The sequence below is a fragment of the Pseudomonas sp. GW460-LB5 genome, assembly GCF_059423245.1.
Genome location: NZ_JBWKXT010000010.1, coordinates 94,836 through 107,983, shown reverse-complemented (window position 1 = coordinate 107,983; position 13,148 = coordinate 94,836). Strand labels below are relative to the sequence as shown.

15 protein-coding genes are annotated in these 13,148 nt (G+C 63.0%); 7 read left to right on the top strand and 8 right to left on the bottom strand.

Annotation, left to right across the window (positions count from 1 at the left end; translation table 11 throughout):
• Window positions 1-23: 23 nt before the first annotated feature.
• Both AC07XM_RS08995 and AC07XM_RS08990 read right to left on the bottom strand, forming a co-directional pair.
• Complete coding sequence (locus AC07XM_RS08995; protein ID WP_016489416.1) at window positions 24-659, bottom strand: TetR family transcriptional regulator; 636 nt, start codon at window positions 657-659, stop codon at window positions 24-26.
• Between the two features lie 122 nt (window positions 660-781).
• Window positions 782-1,144 (bottom strand): hypothetical protein, encoded by a 363-nt coding sequence (locus tag AC07XM_RS08990; RefSeq protein WP_102689369.1) that lies wholly within the window; start codon window positions 1,142-1,144, stop codon window positions 782-784.
• A gap of 340 nt (window positions 1,145-1,484) precedes the next feature.
• On the opposite strand from AC07XM_RS08990, the gene AC07XM_RS08985 reads away from it, so the two are divergent.
• Window positions 1,485-3,551, top strand: a complete 2,067-nt coding sequence (locus tag AC07XM_RS08985; RefSeq protein WP_102689368.1) for an AsmA family protein — start codon at window positions 1,485-1,487, stop codon at window positions 3,549-3,551.
• A gap of 111 nt (window positions 3,552-3,662) precedes the next feature.
• Here AC07XM_RS08985 and AC07XM_RS08980 read toward each other — a convergent pair whose 3' ends face one another.
• Both AC07XM_RS08980 and osmE read right to left on the bottom strand, forming a co-directional pair.
• Complete coding sequence (locus AC07XM_RS08980) at window positions 3,663-4,193, bottom strand: ferritin-like domain-containing protein (protein ID WP_016489413.1); 531 nt, start codon at window positions 4,191-4,193, stop codon at window positions 3,663-3,665.
• A 42-nt stretch (window positions 4,194-4,235) separates the two neighbouring features.
• The gene (osmE, locus tag AC07XM_RS08975; protein WP_016489412.1) at window positions 4,236-4,577 is read right to left on the bottom strand and encodes an osmotically-inducible lipoprotein OsmE; all 342 of its coding nucleotides are present in this window, start codon (window positions 4,575-4,577) and stop codon (window positions 4,236-4,238) included.
• 123 nt (window positions 4,578-4,700) lie between these two features.
• Here osmE and AC07XM_RS08970 point away from each other — a divergent pair, with 123 nt between their 5' ends.
• Window positions 4,701-5,591, top strand: coding sequence for an esterase/lipase family protein (locus AC07XM_RS08970; RefSeq protein WP_016489411.1), 891 nt, complete (start codon window positions 4,701-4,703; stop codon window positions 5,589-5,591).
• On the opposite strand, the gene AC07XM_RS08965 is transcribed toward AC07XM_RS08970, so the two are convergent.
• The gene (locus AC07XM_RS08965; RefSeq protein ID WP_016489410.1) at window positions 5,588-6,460 is read right to left on the bottom strand and encodes a DMT family transporter; all 873 of its coding nucleotides are present in this window, start codon (window positions 6,458-6,460) and stop codon (window positions 5,588-5,590) included. The two genes, AC07XM_RS08970 and AC07XM_RS08965, sit on opposite strands and share 4 nt — an antisense overlap.
• A gap of 226 nt (window positions 6,461-6,686) precedes the next feature.
• On the opposite strand from AC07XM_RS08965, the gene AC07XM_RS08960 reads away from it, so the two are divergent.
• The 3 genes from AC07XM_RS08960 (at window position 6,687) to AC07XM_RS08950 (ending at window position 8,904) form a co-directional block, all read left to right on the top strand.
• Window positions 6,687-7,475: an AraC family transcriptional regulator gene (locus AC07XM_RS08960; RefSeq protein ID WP_095116465.1), complete on the top strand. Its 789-nt coding sequence runs from the start codon at window positions 6,687-6,689 to the stop codon at window positions 7,473-7,475.
• 63 nt (window positions 7,476-7,538) lie between these two features.
• Window positions 7,539-7,826 (top strand): PsiF family protein, encoded by a 288-nt coding sequence (locus AC07XM_RS08955; RefSeq protein ID WP_016489408.1) that lies wholly within the window; start codon window positions 7,539-7,541, stop codon window positions 7,824-7,826.
• 70 nt (window positions 7,827-7,896) lie between these two features.
• Window positions 7,897-8,904, top strand: coding sequence for an AI-2E family transporter (locus AC07XM_RS08950; protein WP_023046919.1), 1,008 nt, complete (start codon window positions 7,897-7,899; stop codon window positions 8,902-8,904).
• A 36-nt stretch (window positions 8,905-8,940) separates the two neighbouring features.
• On the opposite strand, the gene AC07XM_RS08945 is transcribed toward AC07XM_RS08950, so the two are convergent.
• Window positions 8,941-10,212: an Hsp70 family protein gene (locus tag AC07XM_RS08945; protein WP_023046920.1), complete on the bottom strand. Its 1,272-nt coding sequence runs from the start codon at window positions 10,210-10,212 to the stop codon at window positions 8,941-8,943.
• Window positions 10,213-10,376: 164 nt separating this feature from the next.
• On the opposite strand from AC07XM_RS08945, the gene cbpA reads away from it, so the two are divergent.
• Complete coding sequence (gene cbpA / locus AC07XM_RS08940) at window positions 10,377-11,330, top strand: curved DNA-binding protein (protein ID WP_016489405.1); 954 nt, start codon at window positions 10,377-10,379, stop codon at window positions 11,328-11,330.
• A 2-nt stretch (window positions 11,331-11,332) separates the two neighbouring features.
• Complete coding sequence (locus AC07XM_RS08935) at window positions 11,333-11,638, top strand: chaperone modulator CbpM (protein ID WP_016489404.1); 306 nt, start codon at window positions 11,333-11,335, stop codon at window positions 11,636-11,638.
• Window positions 11,639-11,770: 132 nt separating this feature from the next.
• On the opposite strand, the gene AC07XM_RS08930 is transcribed toward AC07XM_RS08935, so the two are convergent.
• Both AC07XM_RS08930 and urtE read right to left on the bottom strand, forming a co-directional pair.
• Entirely contained in the window at window positions 11,771-12,286 is a 516-nt protein-coding gene (locus AC07XM_RS08930; protein ID WP_016489403.1) for a GNAT family N-acetyltransferase, read from the bottom strand.
• Window positions 12,287-12,317: 31 nt separating this feature from the next.
• A complete protein-coding gene (urtE, locus tag AC07XM_RS08925) occupies window positions 12,318-13,016 on the bottom strand; it encodes an urea ABC transporter ATP-binding subunit UrtE (protein ID WP_016489402.1) in 699 nt (232 codons plus the stop codon).
• Window positions 13,017-13,148: the final 132 nt, after the last annotated feature.

Sequence of the window (13,148 nt, the reverse complement as noted above, 5' to 3'; positions counted from 1 at the left end):
GGCAGGGCGCAATGGTAGCAGAACTACGGTTGTGGGTTGCCCAGCCCTTGCCAGTGACGGGCGCCAACAAAGATGAAGCGCAATTGCTGAGTGATCTTTTCCTGCGCCGTCAGTGCTTGTGGATAACTTGAGTCGGGGCTGTCGATAAGCTCGGGCAGGGTAGCGAACACGGTCTTCACCACCAGGTCGGCCATTACCGCCAACGCGGCGCTGTCCAGGTGCTGCCAGCGCTTCATGCGCGCCAGGTCGGTGGCAAGGTCGTCGCTTATGTCCTGGCGCAGCCGGGCAATGGCCTGGCGGACGGCTTGTGAGCCCCCGTACTGTTCGCGGGCCAGAAACAGGAACTGCGCGCGGTGAGCGGCGACCACGTCGAGGAAGATGCGCACCGAAGCATCGGTGATGCCGCCCAGCTCGAATTCGTTCTGGCGCACCAGGCGGATGGTCTGGCGGAAGGTGGTATCAATTTCGGCCACAAGCGCCAGGCCCAGGGCGTCCATGTCGGGAAAATGCCGGTAGAAGCCGGTCGGCACGATGCCTGCGGTCTTCGCCACTTCGCGCAGGCTGACACTGCCGAAACCACGGCCACTCTCCATGAGCAGGCAGGCGGCATCGAGCAGGGCCTGGCGGGTCTGTAGCTTCTGTTCGGCGCGCGGCAGCATGATGCGGGCTTCTGTGACGGTAAGGCTGGGCACTCTAGATAAAAAAACAAAGCCCGGTCAATGGACCGGGCCTGGAGGGGAGCAAGCGATGTGACAGAGGTTGTTCTTTTCGGCCATGGTGATCAGCTCACACGGCTGAATTCAACCAGGCGATCCGAGCCACCTTCAGCAACGCGGCCACTGCGTTCGATCAGGCGATCAGAACCACCTTCAGCTACACGGCCAGAGCGTTCGATCAGGCGATCAGAACCACCTTCGGCTACGCGGCCAGAGCGTTCGATCAGGCGATCAGAACCACCTTCGGCTACGCGGCCAGCGCGTTCGATCAGGCGGTCAGAACCCCCTTCGGCAACGGTTTTCAGCGGCTGGGCGATTTCGGCAGCGCTGGAGCGGGATTCGGCGGTCAGGTGCTGTTCGTCGGCTGGCAGGGCGAAAGCGTTGGCAGCCAGGATGGACAGGGTCAGGGTCAGCAGGTGGCGTTTCATGATTTCGGTGCTCCTCTCGGGGGCTGGAAAGTGGGTACGGAGCCAATGCTACGCTCGGTAACGCCAGAGAGAAGTTCATACGGGTAATGGTAACAATCGACCGCATTGATAGAGGTCGGCAACCGCTCTGGAAAGCGCTTTACAGGTCTGCGCAGGATGACGTGAAGGTCCTGATGCCGGGTAGCGGGCAGCGCCTGACGCGACGTATTGCTGAGCAAAAGGCCAGGAAAACTTCGCTATGATGCCGCTCTCGATAAAACCCCACGGGTTTTCCACAGTCCGACATATTGACTGCCATCGCTGCACCCGTTTTGTGCCATACCGCAAGGAGAATCACGCAATGACGCGTCCCGCCAGAATCCTCCTCTGGGCCCTCGCCACCCTCCTTACCCTGCTGGCGATTCTGGTGGTGGTGATTGCCACCTTCGACTGGAACCGCGTAAAGCCCCTGCTCAACGAAAAGGTGTCCGAGGCCCTGCACCGGCCCTTCGCTATCAACGGCAACCTTGCCGTTCACTGGCGCACCGAGCCTGAAGAGGGTGGCTGGCGTGCCTGGGTGCCATGGCCGCATTTCATTGCCGAGGACCTGACCCTGGGCAACCCGGAGTGGCTCAAGGAGCCGAAGATGGTCGGCCTGGAGCGCGTGGAGTTCCGCCTGGCGCCTCTGCCGCTGGTGTTCCAGCAGATCAGTATCCCGCGCATCGACCTGACCAAACCCACTGCCAGCCTTACCCGTCTGGCCGATGGCCGTGCCAACTGGACGTTCGACTTCGGCCCCAAGGATGAAAACGCCGAACCTTCCAAATGGCAGCTGGATATTGGTGCGATCGGTTTCGACCAGGGCAATGTCAGCTTCGACGATCAAACCCTGAAAACCAGCATGAAGGTGCAGATTGACCCGCTGGGCAAGCCGATCCCGTTCAGCGAGATTGTCGGCAAGGCCAGCGCCGAGAAGGCGGGTGGTGCACAGGACTACGCCTTCGGGCTCAAGGCACAAGGCCGCTACAAGGATCAGCCGGTGTCCGGCACCGGCAAGATCGGCGGCCTGCTGGCGCTGCAGGACGCCCGCCAGCCGTTTCCGCTGCAAGCCGACGTGCGCATCGCCGACACCCATGTGGTGCTCGCCGGCACCCTGACCGACCCGCGCAACCTCGGCGCCCTGGACCTGCGCTTGCGCCTGTCCGGTGCCAGCCTGGGCAACCTCTACCCATTGACCGGGGTGACCCTGCCGGACACCCCGGCCTACTCGACCGACGGCCGCCTCAGCGCCAACCTGCATGCGCCACAAGGCGCGACGTTCAACTACCAGGGCTTCAATGGCAAGATCGGTGACAGCGACATCCACGGTGACCTGGCCTTCGTTGCCAGCCAGCCACGGCCCAAGCTGTCCGGCAACCTGGTGTCCAACCAGTTGCTGTTCAAGGACCTGGCGCCGCTGATCGGCGCCGATTCCAACGCCGAGCAGAAGGCCCGTGGTGGTGCCAGCAAGCAGCCAACGGGCAAGGTGCTGCCAGTGGAAGAGTTCCGCACCGAGCGCTGGCGCGCGATGGACGCCGACGTCACCTTTGCCGGCAAGCGCATCGTGCACAGCACGCAACTGCCGTTCAATGACCTTTCGGCCCACGTGATTCTCGAAGACGGTCTGTTGCGCCTGGAGCCCCTGCGTTTCGGCGTCGCTGGCGGCAACCTGGCCTCCAGAATTCGCCTGGACGGTCGCAGCGTGCCTTTGCAGGGCCGCGCCCAACTGACTGCCAGGGGCTTCAAGCTCAAGCAACTGTTCCCGACTTTCGCGCCGATGCAGACCAGCTTTGGTGAGTTGAACGGCGATGCCGACATCAGCGGCCGTGGTAATTCAGTGGCGGCGCTGTTGGGTACGGCCAATGGCGACCTGCGCATGCTCGTCAACGATGGCGCGATCAGCCGCAGCCTGATGGAGATTGCCGGCTTGAACGTGGGCAACTATGTCATCGGCAAGCTGTTCGGTGATGAGGATGTGAAGATCAATTGCGCGGCGGCCGATGTGGGTATCAAGGAGGGGTTGGCAACGACCCGTCTGTTCATCTTCGATACCGAGAACGCGATCATCTACATCAACGGTACGGCCAACTTCAGCAGTGAGCAGCTGGACTTGAAAATCACCCCCGAATCGAAAGGCCTGCGGCTGTTCTCGCTGCGTTCGCCACTGTATGTGCGTGGGCCGTTTGCCACGCCGAGTGCTGGGGTGCAGGCAGTTCCGCTGGCACTGCGTGGTGCGGGGATGGTGGCGCTGGGTGTGGTGGCCGGGCCGGCGGCGGGGTTGCTGGCGCTGATTGCGCCCAGCAGCGGGGATGATCCCAACCAGTGCACGCCGCTGTTGCAGCAGATGAAGGCGGGCAAGGCGCCGGCAGTGGTGAAAGGTCGGAAATAGCAGGGGGCCGCTCTGCGGCCCATCGCGGCACAAGGCCGCTCCTACAAGGGATCGCTTTCCCCTGTAGGAGCGGCCTTGTGCCGCGAAGGGCTGCAAAGCAGCCCCTTGCGATTACAGCCCTTGCAGCAGGTCGGACATGTCGTCCGCGTGCTCTTCTTCCTGGGCCAGGATGTCTTCGAAGATGCGTCGGGTGGTCGGGTCTTTATCACCGATGTACTGGATGATCTCGCGGTAGCTATCAATGGCAATCCGCTCAGCCACCAGGTCTTCCAGCACCATTTCTTTCAGCGAATTACCCGCCACGTACTGGGCATGGGAGTTCTTGGTCAGGTTGTCGGGGTTGAAGTCCGGCTCGCCGCCCAGCTGCACGATGCGCTCGGCCAGCTTGTCGGCATGTTCGGCTTCCTGGTTCGCATGCTCCAGAAATTCCTGGGCAGCCACACTGGCTTTGATGCCGCTTGCCATGAAGTAGTGGCGCTTGTAGCGCAGTACGCAGACCAGCTCGGTGGCCAGCGACTCGTTCAGCAGGCGCAGGATTTCCTGACGGTCGGCGTGGTAGCCCTCGGTCACCGCGCCTTGCTCCACATGCTGGCGGGCACGTTCGCGCAGGGTTTTCACATCGGTCAGTTCAACGTTGCTCATGGTTATCTCCAGGCATATCAGGGTCAGGGTGGGGACGCAGGCTCACGCGCCGGGGACGGCGTCGCTGTCCTCTTGGCGTTGTTTACAAGTCTTGAACCCTTTGGCATCGACGTGGCCAGTGGCGTCGAAGCGCACGTAGTAGGGCTGTTGTTTGCCGTCGCGGTTGAGGATGTAGTCGTTGCAGGTGCCCCCGTGCGGCAGGTCGATCACATTCGATGGGCTGCCACCGATGGCGATGACCTTCTGCATGGTCATGCCGTGCTCCACCTGCTTGACCAGCGGCTCGTCGCGGTAGGTGACATAGTCCGCCGGGTTTTCCGGGCGGCTGCCACAGGCGGCCAGGGTGGCGCTTGCCAGAAGGATTGCCAGGGTCTGCTTGTACATGGTCCCGCTCCTTGCAAAGGGTCTGTGTGGTTTGGAACCACAGCGCGGGCCGGGAGTTCGATTGCGATGGTCATGATTGGCGCTGTAGTGTTGACCGGTCGTCCACGGAAAGGGGCTGGTGCAATGCAACAGGAATTGGCCACGCGATACCCGTTGGTGCTGGTGCCGGGCATGCTCGGTTTTGTCCGGCTAATGCTCTACCCCTACTGGTTCGGCATCGTGCCAGCCTTGCGCAAGGGGGGGGCGCAGGTGTTCCCGGTGCAGGTTTCGCCGCTGCATTCCAGCGAGGTGCGCGGCGAGCAGTTGCTGCTGATCATCGAGGATATCTGCACGCGTACCGGTGCCGAAAAGGTCAACCTCATCGGCCACAGCCAAGGTGCCCTGAGCGCGCGCTACGCAGCGGCCAGGCGGCCAGAGCGCGTGGCTTCGGTCACCTCGGTGGCCGGCCCCAACCACGGCTCGGAACTGGCTGACCACCTGGACCGCACGGCGCCTGGCGATTCACCCCAGGGGCGCATCCTCAAGGCTGTGTTGCAGGGTCTTGCCGTGTTGCTGGTGTGGCTGGAAACCGGCTGGCGCCGCGACCCGCTGCCGGTTGACCTGCACGCCTCGCACCAGTCGATGACCACTGCCGGGGTGGCGCTGTTCAACCAGGCATATCCCCAAGGGCTGCCGCAGACCTGGGGCGGGGAAGGGGCCTATGAAGTCGATGGTGTGCGTTATTACTCGTGGTCTGGCACCTTGCAGCCCGGCCTTACCGACCAGGGTCGCAACCGCTTTGACGGCAGCAATCGCTTCTGCCGCCTGTTTGCCCGCAGCTTCGTCAAAGAAAAGGGGCATTGCGACGGCATGGTCGGGCGTTTCAGTTCGCACCTGGGGCAGGTGATCGGCGACGACTACCCGCTCGATCACCTGGATATCGTCAACCAGTCTCTCGGCGCCGTGGGCAAAGGCGCCGAGCCGGTGCGGTTGTTCACCGAACATGCCGCCCGGCTGAAGGCTGCCGGGCTTTAGCGGCGTATCGGGGTGGTCCAGCGCTCGGCCAGCACTACCCCGGCCAGGGTCAGCAGGCCGCCGACCAGGTGATAGCGCGCCAGTTGCTCATCGAGCACCACGGCGGCGATCAGTGCGGTGACCAAGGGCAGCAGGTTGAAGAATAGCGTGGTGCGGCTTGGCCCCAGGCGATGCACGGCCTGCATCCACACCCGCGGCGCGATCATCGAGGCCAGCACGCAGGCATACAGCACCAGGCCGATATTACGGCTGTTCAGGCCCGTCTTGTCCGACAGCAGGAACAGCGGCAGCAGCACCACGATTGCCACCAGCACCTGCAAATACAGCAACTGCAGGGGTGGCAGGCGCAGTTGCCATTTCTTCAACAGGAAGCTGTACAGCGCATAGGCCAGGGTGGCGACCAGCATCAGCAAGTCGCCGCTGTTCAGGCCCTGCTGCAACAGGCTCGCGGGGTGACCGGCACTGACCACCTCCAGCACGCCGAAGAATGACACCACCGCACCCAGCAGGGCACCGTAGCTCAGGCGCTGGCCCAGCCAGGCGATGGACAGCGCCAGAGACATCAGTGGCATCAGCGAGAGGATGATCCCCATGTTGGTGGCGCTGGTGATGCCGGCGGCAAAGTAGGCCAGGCTCTGGTACATCGCCATGCCCAGCACGCCCAGCACGAACACTTTGCCCAGGTGTGGGCGGATGGCTGCGCGGTTGCGCCACACGGCGGGCAGCAGGAACGGCGTGAACAGCAAGCCGGCCAGCAGCCAGCGGTAGAAGCCGATTTCGGCAGGGTGGATGGCACCGGCGGACATCTTGGTGACCACGGTGTTGCCGGCCCAGATGAGGATGGCGGTGAGGGGGAACAGGTAATTCATGTAGCGGGTTACTCATTGGGGCCTGGATTGGGGCTGCCTTGCAGCCCTTCGCGGGCTTGCCCGCTCCCACAGGGATATCACAGGCCTTGAGGCTGGCGCAGTTCCTGTGGGAGCGGGCAAGCCCGCGAAGGCCTGCAAGGCAGGCCCTCGATAGGCCTGTATTATCGAGTGTCTGTCCACAAGCCTATACTCTTATCCAGACAACCCACCCCGCAAAGCAGACAGCATGCCGCGCAAATACCTCGATATACCCCAATTCACCCAACTGCCGGCGCCGGTGTACTTCCGACACGATGAGTTCGTTGCCGATACCCACAGCGCCGTGCATAAACACGCCTGGGGCCAGCTGAACTACACCGCCCACGGCGTGATGCAACTGGAGGTCGCCGGCCAGCGTTTCCTGTCTCCGCCGCACTACGCCGTCTGGGTACCGCCCGATACCGCGCATGGCTGTTACAACCCCCAGGCCATCGTCTACCGCTCTATCTATCTACACCGCAGCCTGTGCGCAGCCCTGCCACCGCAACCGTGCAGCCTGATGATCAGCGATATCCTCAAGGCCATCCTCGGCGACTTCGCCCGGCGTGACCTCAAGGTGGCCGAGGACGAGCGCGACCAGCGCCTGGTGCAGGTACTGCTCGACCAGTTGCTGCTGGCGCCCGCCCAGGCCTGCTACCTGCCGTTTGCCCAAAGCGATGGCCTGCGCCAGGTACTGGACGCCCTCAGTGCCGAGCCGGGTGACAACCGCCCGCTGGCCGACTGGGCCGCCCGTGTGCATGTTAGCGAACGCACCCTGGCCCGCCAGTTTCTGCGCGAACTGGGCATCAGTTTTGGCGAGTGGCGCCTGCGCCTGCGTTTTCTGCGTGCCATCGAAGCGCTGGAGGCCGGCCTGCCCATTCAGGCCATTGCCTTCGACCTTGGCTACAGCAGCGCTTCGGCGTTCATCGCCATGTTCCAGCGCCAGGCCGAGTGCACGCCCGAGCAGTACCGCCGGCAGGCGCGGGCGGGGCGCTGAAAAATCTTGGCTACACTCAGCTCGACCCCCGTGCGTCGGGCACGGAGCCAAGGAGACTACTCCATGAAAGTGCTGCACATCCCATTACTGGCGCTGGCAGTGTTGTTCAGTGCCCAAGGCTTCGCGGCCAATACCGCGCAGCAGGAAAAAATGAAAACCTGCAATGCCGACGCTACTACCAAAGCCCTCAAGGGCGATGAGCGCAAAGCGTTCATGAGCACCTGCCTGAAGAAGGACGTGCCACACACCCAGCAAGAGAAGATGAAGACCTGCAACGCCGACGCCACGACCAAAGCCCTGAAGGGTGACGAGCGCAAGGCGTACATGAGCGACTGCCTGAAGAAGAAATGACCTGCGCCTATGCCTGCGCCGCCAAGGCTGGCAGACTGCGGGCATTCCCGCTGTCTGCCGTCGAGGCTGTATGACCTTTACCCCCCGTCAGATCACCCTGGCCAGCCTGTTCATCGTCATGGCCGGCCTGCTGCTGGCTTTGCCCCTTAAGTTGTTGCCCAGCCTGCTGGCTGGCCTGCTGGTGTTCGAACTGGTCAACATGCTGACCCCGCGCCTTCAGCCGCTGCTGGCCGGCCAGCGTGCGCGCTGGCTGGCCGTGGCGCTGCTTGGCACGCTGGTGGTCATTACCTTGACGCTGCTCATTGCCGGTGCCTTCAGCTTTTTGCTGCACGAGGCGGAAAACCCCGGCGCCTCGCTGGACAAGTTCATGGCCCTTGTCGAGCGTGCCCGCGGTCAGCTGCCGCCCTTCATCGAGGGCTACCTGCCCGCCAGTGCCGCAGAGTTCAAGGTCGCCATCGGCGACTGGATAAAAAGCCACCTGAGCGATTTGCAGCTGGTGGGCAAAGGCATGGCGCACATGTTCGTGACGCTGCTGATCGGCATGATTCTCGGCGCCATCATCGCCCTGCAGCGTATTCCCGATGTTTCCCGGCGCAAGCCCCTGGCGGCAGCGCTGTTTGAGCGCCTGAACCTGCTGGTGAAGGCGTTTCGCAACATCGTGTTCGCGCAGATCAAGATCTCGCTGCTCAACACGGCCTTTACCGGCATCTTCCTGGCGGTGGTGATGCCGCTGTTCGGCGTGCACCTGCCGCTGACCAAGACACTGATCGTGCTGACCTTCCTGCTGGGCTTGCTGCCGGTGATCGGCAACCTGATGTCCAATACCCTGATCACCATCGTCGGCTTGTCGTTGTCGATCTGGGTGGCGGCGGCGGCGCTGGGTTACCTGATCGTTATCCACAAGGTCGAGTACTTCCTCAACGCGCGGATTGTTGGCGGGCAGATCAGTGCCAAGGCATGGGAACTGCTGCTGGCGATGCTTGTGTTCGAGGCGGCGTTCGGGCTGCCGGGGGTGGTGGCGGGGCCGATATACTATGCCTACCTCAAGAGTGAGCTTAAGCGCGAAGAGCTGGTCTAACAGATTGTCGGGGCCGCGTTGCGGCCCCAAAATAGCTCAGGCTGCGCCGTAACGCTTGCGGGCCTCGATGGCCAGCCCGCTACCAATGCTGCCAAAGATGTTGCCTTCCACATGCCGCGCATTCGGCAACATCGCAGACACACTGTTGCGCAGCGCCGGAATGCCGCTGGAGCCGCCCGTGAAGAACACCGTGTCTACCTGGCTCTCGCTCACGCCAGCCTTGGCCAGCAGTTCGGTCACGCTGCCGCGTACGCGCTCAAGCAGGCCTTCGATGGCGTCTTCGAACAAAGCTCGGGTCAGCTGCGCAGTCAGCTCGGGCTCGACACGGCGCAGGTCGATGTGGCGGCTGTCCTGTTCGGTCAGCTCGATCTTGCTGGCTTCCACTTCCATCGCCAGCCAGTGCCCGGCGCGCTGCTCGATCAGTTTGAACAGGCGGTCGATGCCGAAACTGTCCTCGATGTCATAGCGCATGCTGCTCAGCGCCAACTGCGACTTCTGCGAGTACAGGGCGTTGATGGTGTGCCAGGTGGCCAGGTTGAGGTGGTAGCTGGTGGGCATCAGTGCGCCGCTCTTCATGCGGCTACCGTAGCCGAACAGCGGCATCACGCCCTGCAGGCTTAGCTGCTTGTCGAAGTCGGTACCGCCGATGTGCACGCCGCCGGTGGCGAGAATATCGCTTTGGCGCTCTGCGACCAGGTGGCGCTCGGGCGACAGGCGGATCAGGGTGAAGTCCGAAGTACCGCCGCCGATGTCGACGATCAGTACCAGTTCTTCACGGCTGATGCCCGACTCGTAGTCGAAGGCCGCGGCAATCGGCTCGTACTGGAACGACACATCCTTGAAGCCGATCTTGCGCGCCACGTCGGCCAGGGTGTCCTCGGCTTCCTGGTCGGCAGCCGGGTCTTCGTCGACGAAGAACACCGGGCGGCCCAGAACCACCTGGTCGAACTCGCGGCCAGCGGCGGTTTCGGCGCGCTTTTTCAGCTCGCCGATGAACATGCCCAGCAGGTCCTTGAACGGCAGGGCGCTGCCCAGCACGCTGGTGTCGTGCTTGATCAGCTTGGAGCCCAGCAGGCTCTTCAGCGAGCGCATCAGGCGGCCTTCGTAGCCTTCCAGGTATTCGTGCAGTGCCAGGCGGCCATACACCGGGCGCCGCTCTTCGATATTGAAGAACACCACCGAGGGCAAGGTGATCTTGCCGTCTTCCAGGGCAATCAGCGACTCCACGCCAGGGCGGTGCCAGCCGACCGTGGAGTTGGAGGTGCCAAAGTCGATGCCCAGGGCGCGGGCCGGGGATACGTCAGACATGGGAAATGGGCTTCCGGAGGCAAAACGGCCGCGCAGTGTATGCCAGTTGGCTACAGAATCAAGACCAGTCGTCTGCCTTGAGGCAAACCCAAGTCGGTCTTGAAAGGCTATGCTTGACCCCTATCTTCTGTTGCAACACGCACATTCACATTGGTGATCCACAAATGGACTTCAAAGACTATTACAAGATACTCGGCGTAGAGCCCACGGCGGACGAAAAGGCGATCAAGGCCGCGTACCGCAAGCTGGCGCGCAAGTATCACCCCGATGTCAGCAAGGAGCGCGACGCCGAGGACAAGTTCAAAGAGGCCAACGAGGCCTATGAAGTGCTGGGCGACGCGCAGAAACGTGCCGAGTTCGACGAAATTCGCAAGTATGGCGGCCAACATGGCCGACCGTTCCAGGCACCACCGGGCTGGGAGAGCCGCGGCGGTGGCGGCGGCTTCGAGGGCGGCGACTTCTCCGACTTCTTCAGCTCGGTCTTCGGTGGGCGGGGTGGCAACCCCTTTGGTGGCGCCCGGCAGCAGCAACGCAGTGCCGGCAGGCGAGGGCAGGATGTGGAGCTGGAACTGGCAGTATTTCTTGAAGAGACCCTGAGCAAGGAGTCCAAGCAGATCAGCTTCCAGGTGCCGCAAACCAATGCCATGGGCCAACGCACCGGCTTCACTACCAAGACCCTGAACGTGAAGATTCCGGCCGGTGTTACCGACGGCGAGCGTATCCGCCTCAAGGGCCAGGGCGCGCCGGGCAGCGGTGGTGCGGCCAATGGCGACCTGTTCCTGACCATCCGCATGGCACCGCACCCGCTGTTCGATGTCGAAGGCCATGACCTGATCATTACCGTGCCGCTGGCACCGTGGGAAGCGGCCCTGGGCACCAAGGTGGCGGTGCCGACCCTGGAAGGCAAGATCAACCTCACCATCCGCCCCGACAGCCAGAGCGGTCAGCGCCTGCGCGTGCCGGGCAAAGGCCTGGCGAACAAGCGCGGTGAGCGCGGCAACCTATACGCGCAACTGAAAGTGGTCATGCCGCCGACCTCCGATGAGGCTGCCCGCGAACTGTGGACGAAGCTTTCCGAGAAAGCGGCGTTCAACCCGAGGACACAATGGAGTAAGTGATCATGAGCAGCACCCTGATCGTTCAACTGGACATGCGTACCCTGTGTCAGGAAGCCGATGTCACGGCTGACTGCGTGATCGAAATCGTCGAACACGGCATTGTCGAACCCTCCGGGCGAACGCCTGAGGACTGGTTGTTCGACGATCAGGCGCCGTTGTTGGCCAAACGCGCGGTGAAGTTGCACCAGGAGCTGGAGCTTGAGTGGGAAGGGGTGGCGTTGGCGCTGGAGCTGTTGCAGGAAGTGCAGCAGTTGCGCAGCGAAAACAGCATGCTGCGCCAGCGGCTGGGCAGGTTCACCCAGATATGAGTGTGTTTGCCTGCACCAGCCTCTTCGCGGGACAAGCCCGCTCCCACAGGTACTCCGCTGAATCTCAAGCGAGTGGGGTATCTGTGGGAGCGGGCTTGCCCCGCGAAGAGGCTGGTTCAGCCGGCATCAATTTCAGGTCGGTTCGGTTCCGGGGTTCAGCACCAGTTGCATGAAGGTCAGGTCCAGCCAGCGGCCAAATTTCACCCCCACCTGCGGCATCTGCCCGGTCACCACGAAGCCCAGCCGCTCATGCAGGCGCACCGACGCCGCGTTGCCACTCTCGATGGCTGCCACCATCACATGCTTGCCGCACCCGCGCGCACGCTCGACCAGCGCTGCCATCAATACCGGCCCCAGCCCTTTGCCACGCTGGTCGCCGCGGATATACACCGAGTGCTCCACGGTGTTGCGAAAGCCCTCGAACGGCCGCCAGTCGCCAAACGAGGCATAACCGAGCACGCCACTGTCGTCCACCGCCACCAGTATCGGATATCCCTGCTGCGCCCGTGCTTCAAACCAGGCCTGACGGTTGCCGAGGTCCACCGGGGTTTCGTTCCAGATCGCCGTGGTATTGCGCACTGCGTCGTTATAGATGTCGAGGATGCCCGGCACGTCGGTGGGCAGGGCGTCGCGGATTTGGTAACTCATGACAGGGTCTCGCAGGGTCGTTGCTTGCAGATTAAATGGTTACCAGGCCACGCACACCTTCGGCTTGCATGTTTTCGCCGCGGCCGTGCTGCACGATCTCGCCACGGGCCATGACCAGGTACTGGTCGGCCAGTTCCTCGGCAAAGTCGTAGAACTGCTCCACCAGCAGTATCGCCATGTCGCCGCGCTCGGCCAGGCGGCGGATGACGGCACCGATTTCCTTGATTACCGAGGGCTGGATGCCTTCGGTCGGCTCGTCGAGAATCAGCAGCCGTGGGCGGCTGGCCAGGGCGCGGCCGATTGCCAGCTGTTGCTGCTGGCCGCCAGACAGATCGCCGCCACGGCGCTGTTTCATTTGTTCCAGCACCGGGAACAGTTCGTAGATGAACGCGGGGACTTCGCGGGCCTCACGGGCCGGGAAGCGTGACAGCCCCATCAGCAGGTTTTCCTCGACGGTGAGGCGCGGGAAAATTTCGCGGCCCTGGGGCACGTAGGCGATGCCGGCCTGCACCCGTTGCTGGGGCTTGAGGCTTGTAATGGGCTTGCCCTCCCATTCGATGCTGCCGTCACGGGCGGGTACCAGGCCCATCAGGCAGCGCAGCAGGGTGGTCTTGCCCACGCCGTTGCGGCCCAGCAGGCAGGTGACTTCGCCGACCTTGGCTTCGAACGACAGGCCACGCAGGATGTGGCTGCCGCCGTAGTATTGGTGCAGGGTGTCGATTTTCAGCATGTCATGTCCTTGGTGTTTTTGCTGTGGTTGCACCGGCCCTTTCGCGGGACTAGCCCGCTCCCACAGGTTCACCACAGTTTTGGAATGGGTGATTTCCCTGTGGGAGCGGGCTTGTCCCGCGAAAGGGCCGGT

What these genes read in the sequence shown, in the direction of transcription:
- AC07XM_RS08995 (WP_016489416.1), bottom strand. Translation starts at nt 659, where the DNA reads ATGCTGCCGCGCGCCGAACAGAAGCTACAGACCCGCCAGGCCCTGCTC.
- AC07XM_RS08990 (WP_102689369.1), bottom strand. Translation starts at nt 1,144, where the DNA reads ATGAAACGCCACCTGCTGACCCTGACCCTGTCCATCCTGGCTGCCAAC.
- AC07XM_RS08985 (WP_102689368.1), top strand. Translation starts at nt 1,485, where the DNA reads ATGACGCGTCCCGCCAGAATCCTCCTCTGGGCCCTCGCCACCCTCCTT.
- AC07XM_RS08980 (WP_016489413.1), bottom strand. Translation starts at nt 4,193, where the DNA reads ATGAGCAACGTTGAACTGACCGATGTGAAAACCCTGCGCGAACGTGCC.
- osmE (WP_016489412.1), bottom strand. Translation starts at nt 4,577, where the DNA reads ATGTACAAGCAGACCCTGGCAATCCTTCTGGCAAGCGCCACCCTGGCC.
- AC07XM_RS08970 (WP_016489411.1), top strand. Translation starts at nt 4,701, where the DNA reads ATGCAACAGGAATTGGCCACGCGATACCCGTTGGTGCTGGTGCCGGGC.
- AC07XM_RS08965 (WP_016489410.1), bottom strand. Translation starts at nt 6,460, where the DNA reads ATGAATTACCTGTTCCCCCTCACCGCCATCCTCATCTGGGCCGGCAAC.
- AC07XM_RS08960 (WP_095116465.1), top strand. Translation starts at nt 6,687, where the DNA reads ATGCCGCGCAAATACCTCGATATACCCCAATTCACCCAACTGCCGGCG.
- AC07XM_RS08955 (WP_016489408.1), top strand. Translation starts at nt 7,539, where the DNA reads ATGAAAGTGCTGCACATCCCATTACTGGCGCTGGCAGTGTTGTTCAGT.
- AC07XM_RS08950 (WP_023046919.1), top strand. Translation starts at nt 7,897, where the DNA reads ATGACCTTTACCCCCCGTCAGATCACCCTGGCCAGCCTGTTCATCGTC.
- AC07XM_RS08945 (WP_023046920.1), bottom strand. Translation starts at nt 10,212, where the DNA reads ATGTCTGACGTATCCCCGGCCCGCGCCCTGGGCATCGACTTTGGCACC.
- cbpA (WP_016489405.1), top strand. Translation starts at nt 10,377, where the DNA reads ATGGACTTCAAAGACTATTACAAGATACTCGGCGTAGAGCCCACGGCG.
- AC07XM_RS08935 (WP_016489404.1), top strand. Translation starts at nt 11,333, where the DNA reads ATGAGCAGCACCCTGATCGTTCAACTGGACATGCGTACCCTGTGTCAG.
- AC07XM_RS08930 (WP_016489403.1), bottom strand. Translation starts at nt 12,286, where the DNA reads ATGAGTTACCAAATCCGCGACGCCCTGCCCACCGACGTGCCGGGCATC.
- urtE (WP_016489402.1), bottom strand. Translation starts at nt 13,016, where the DNA reads ATGCTGAAAATCGACACCCTGCACCAATACTACGGCGGCAGCCACATC.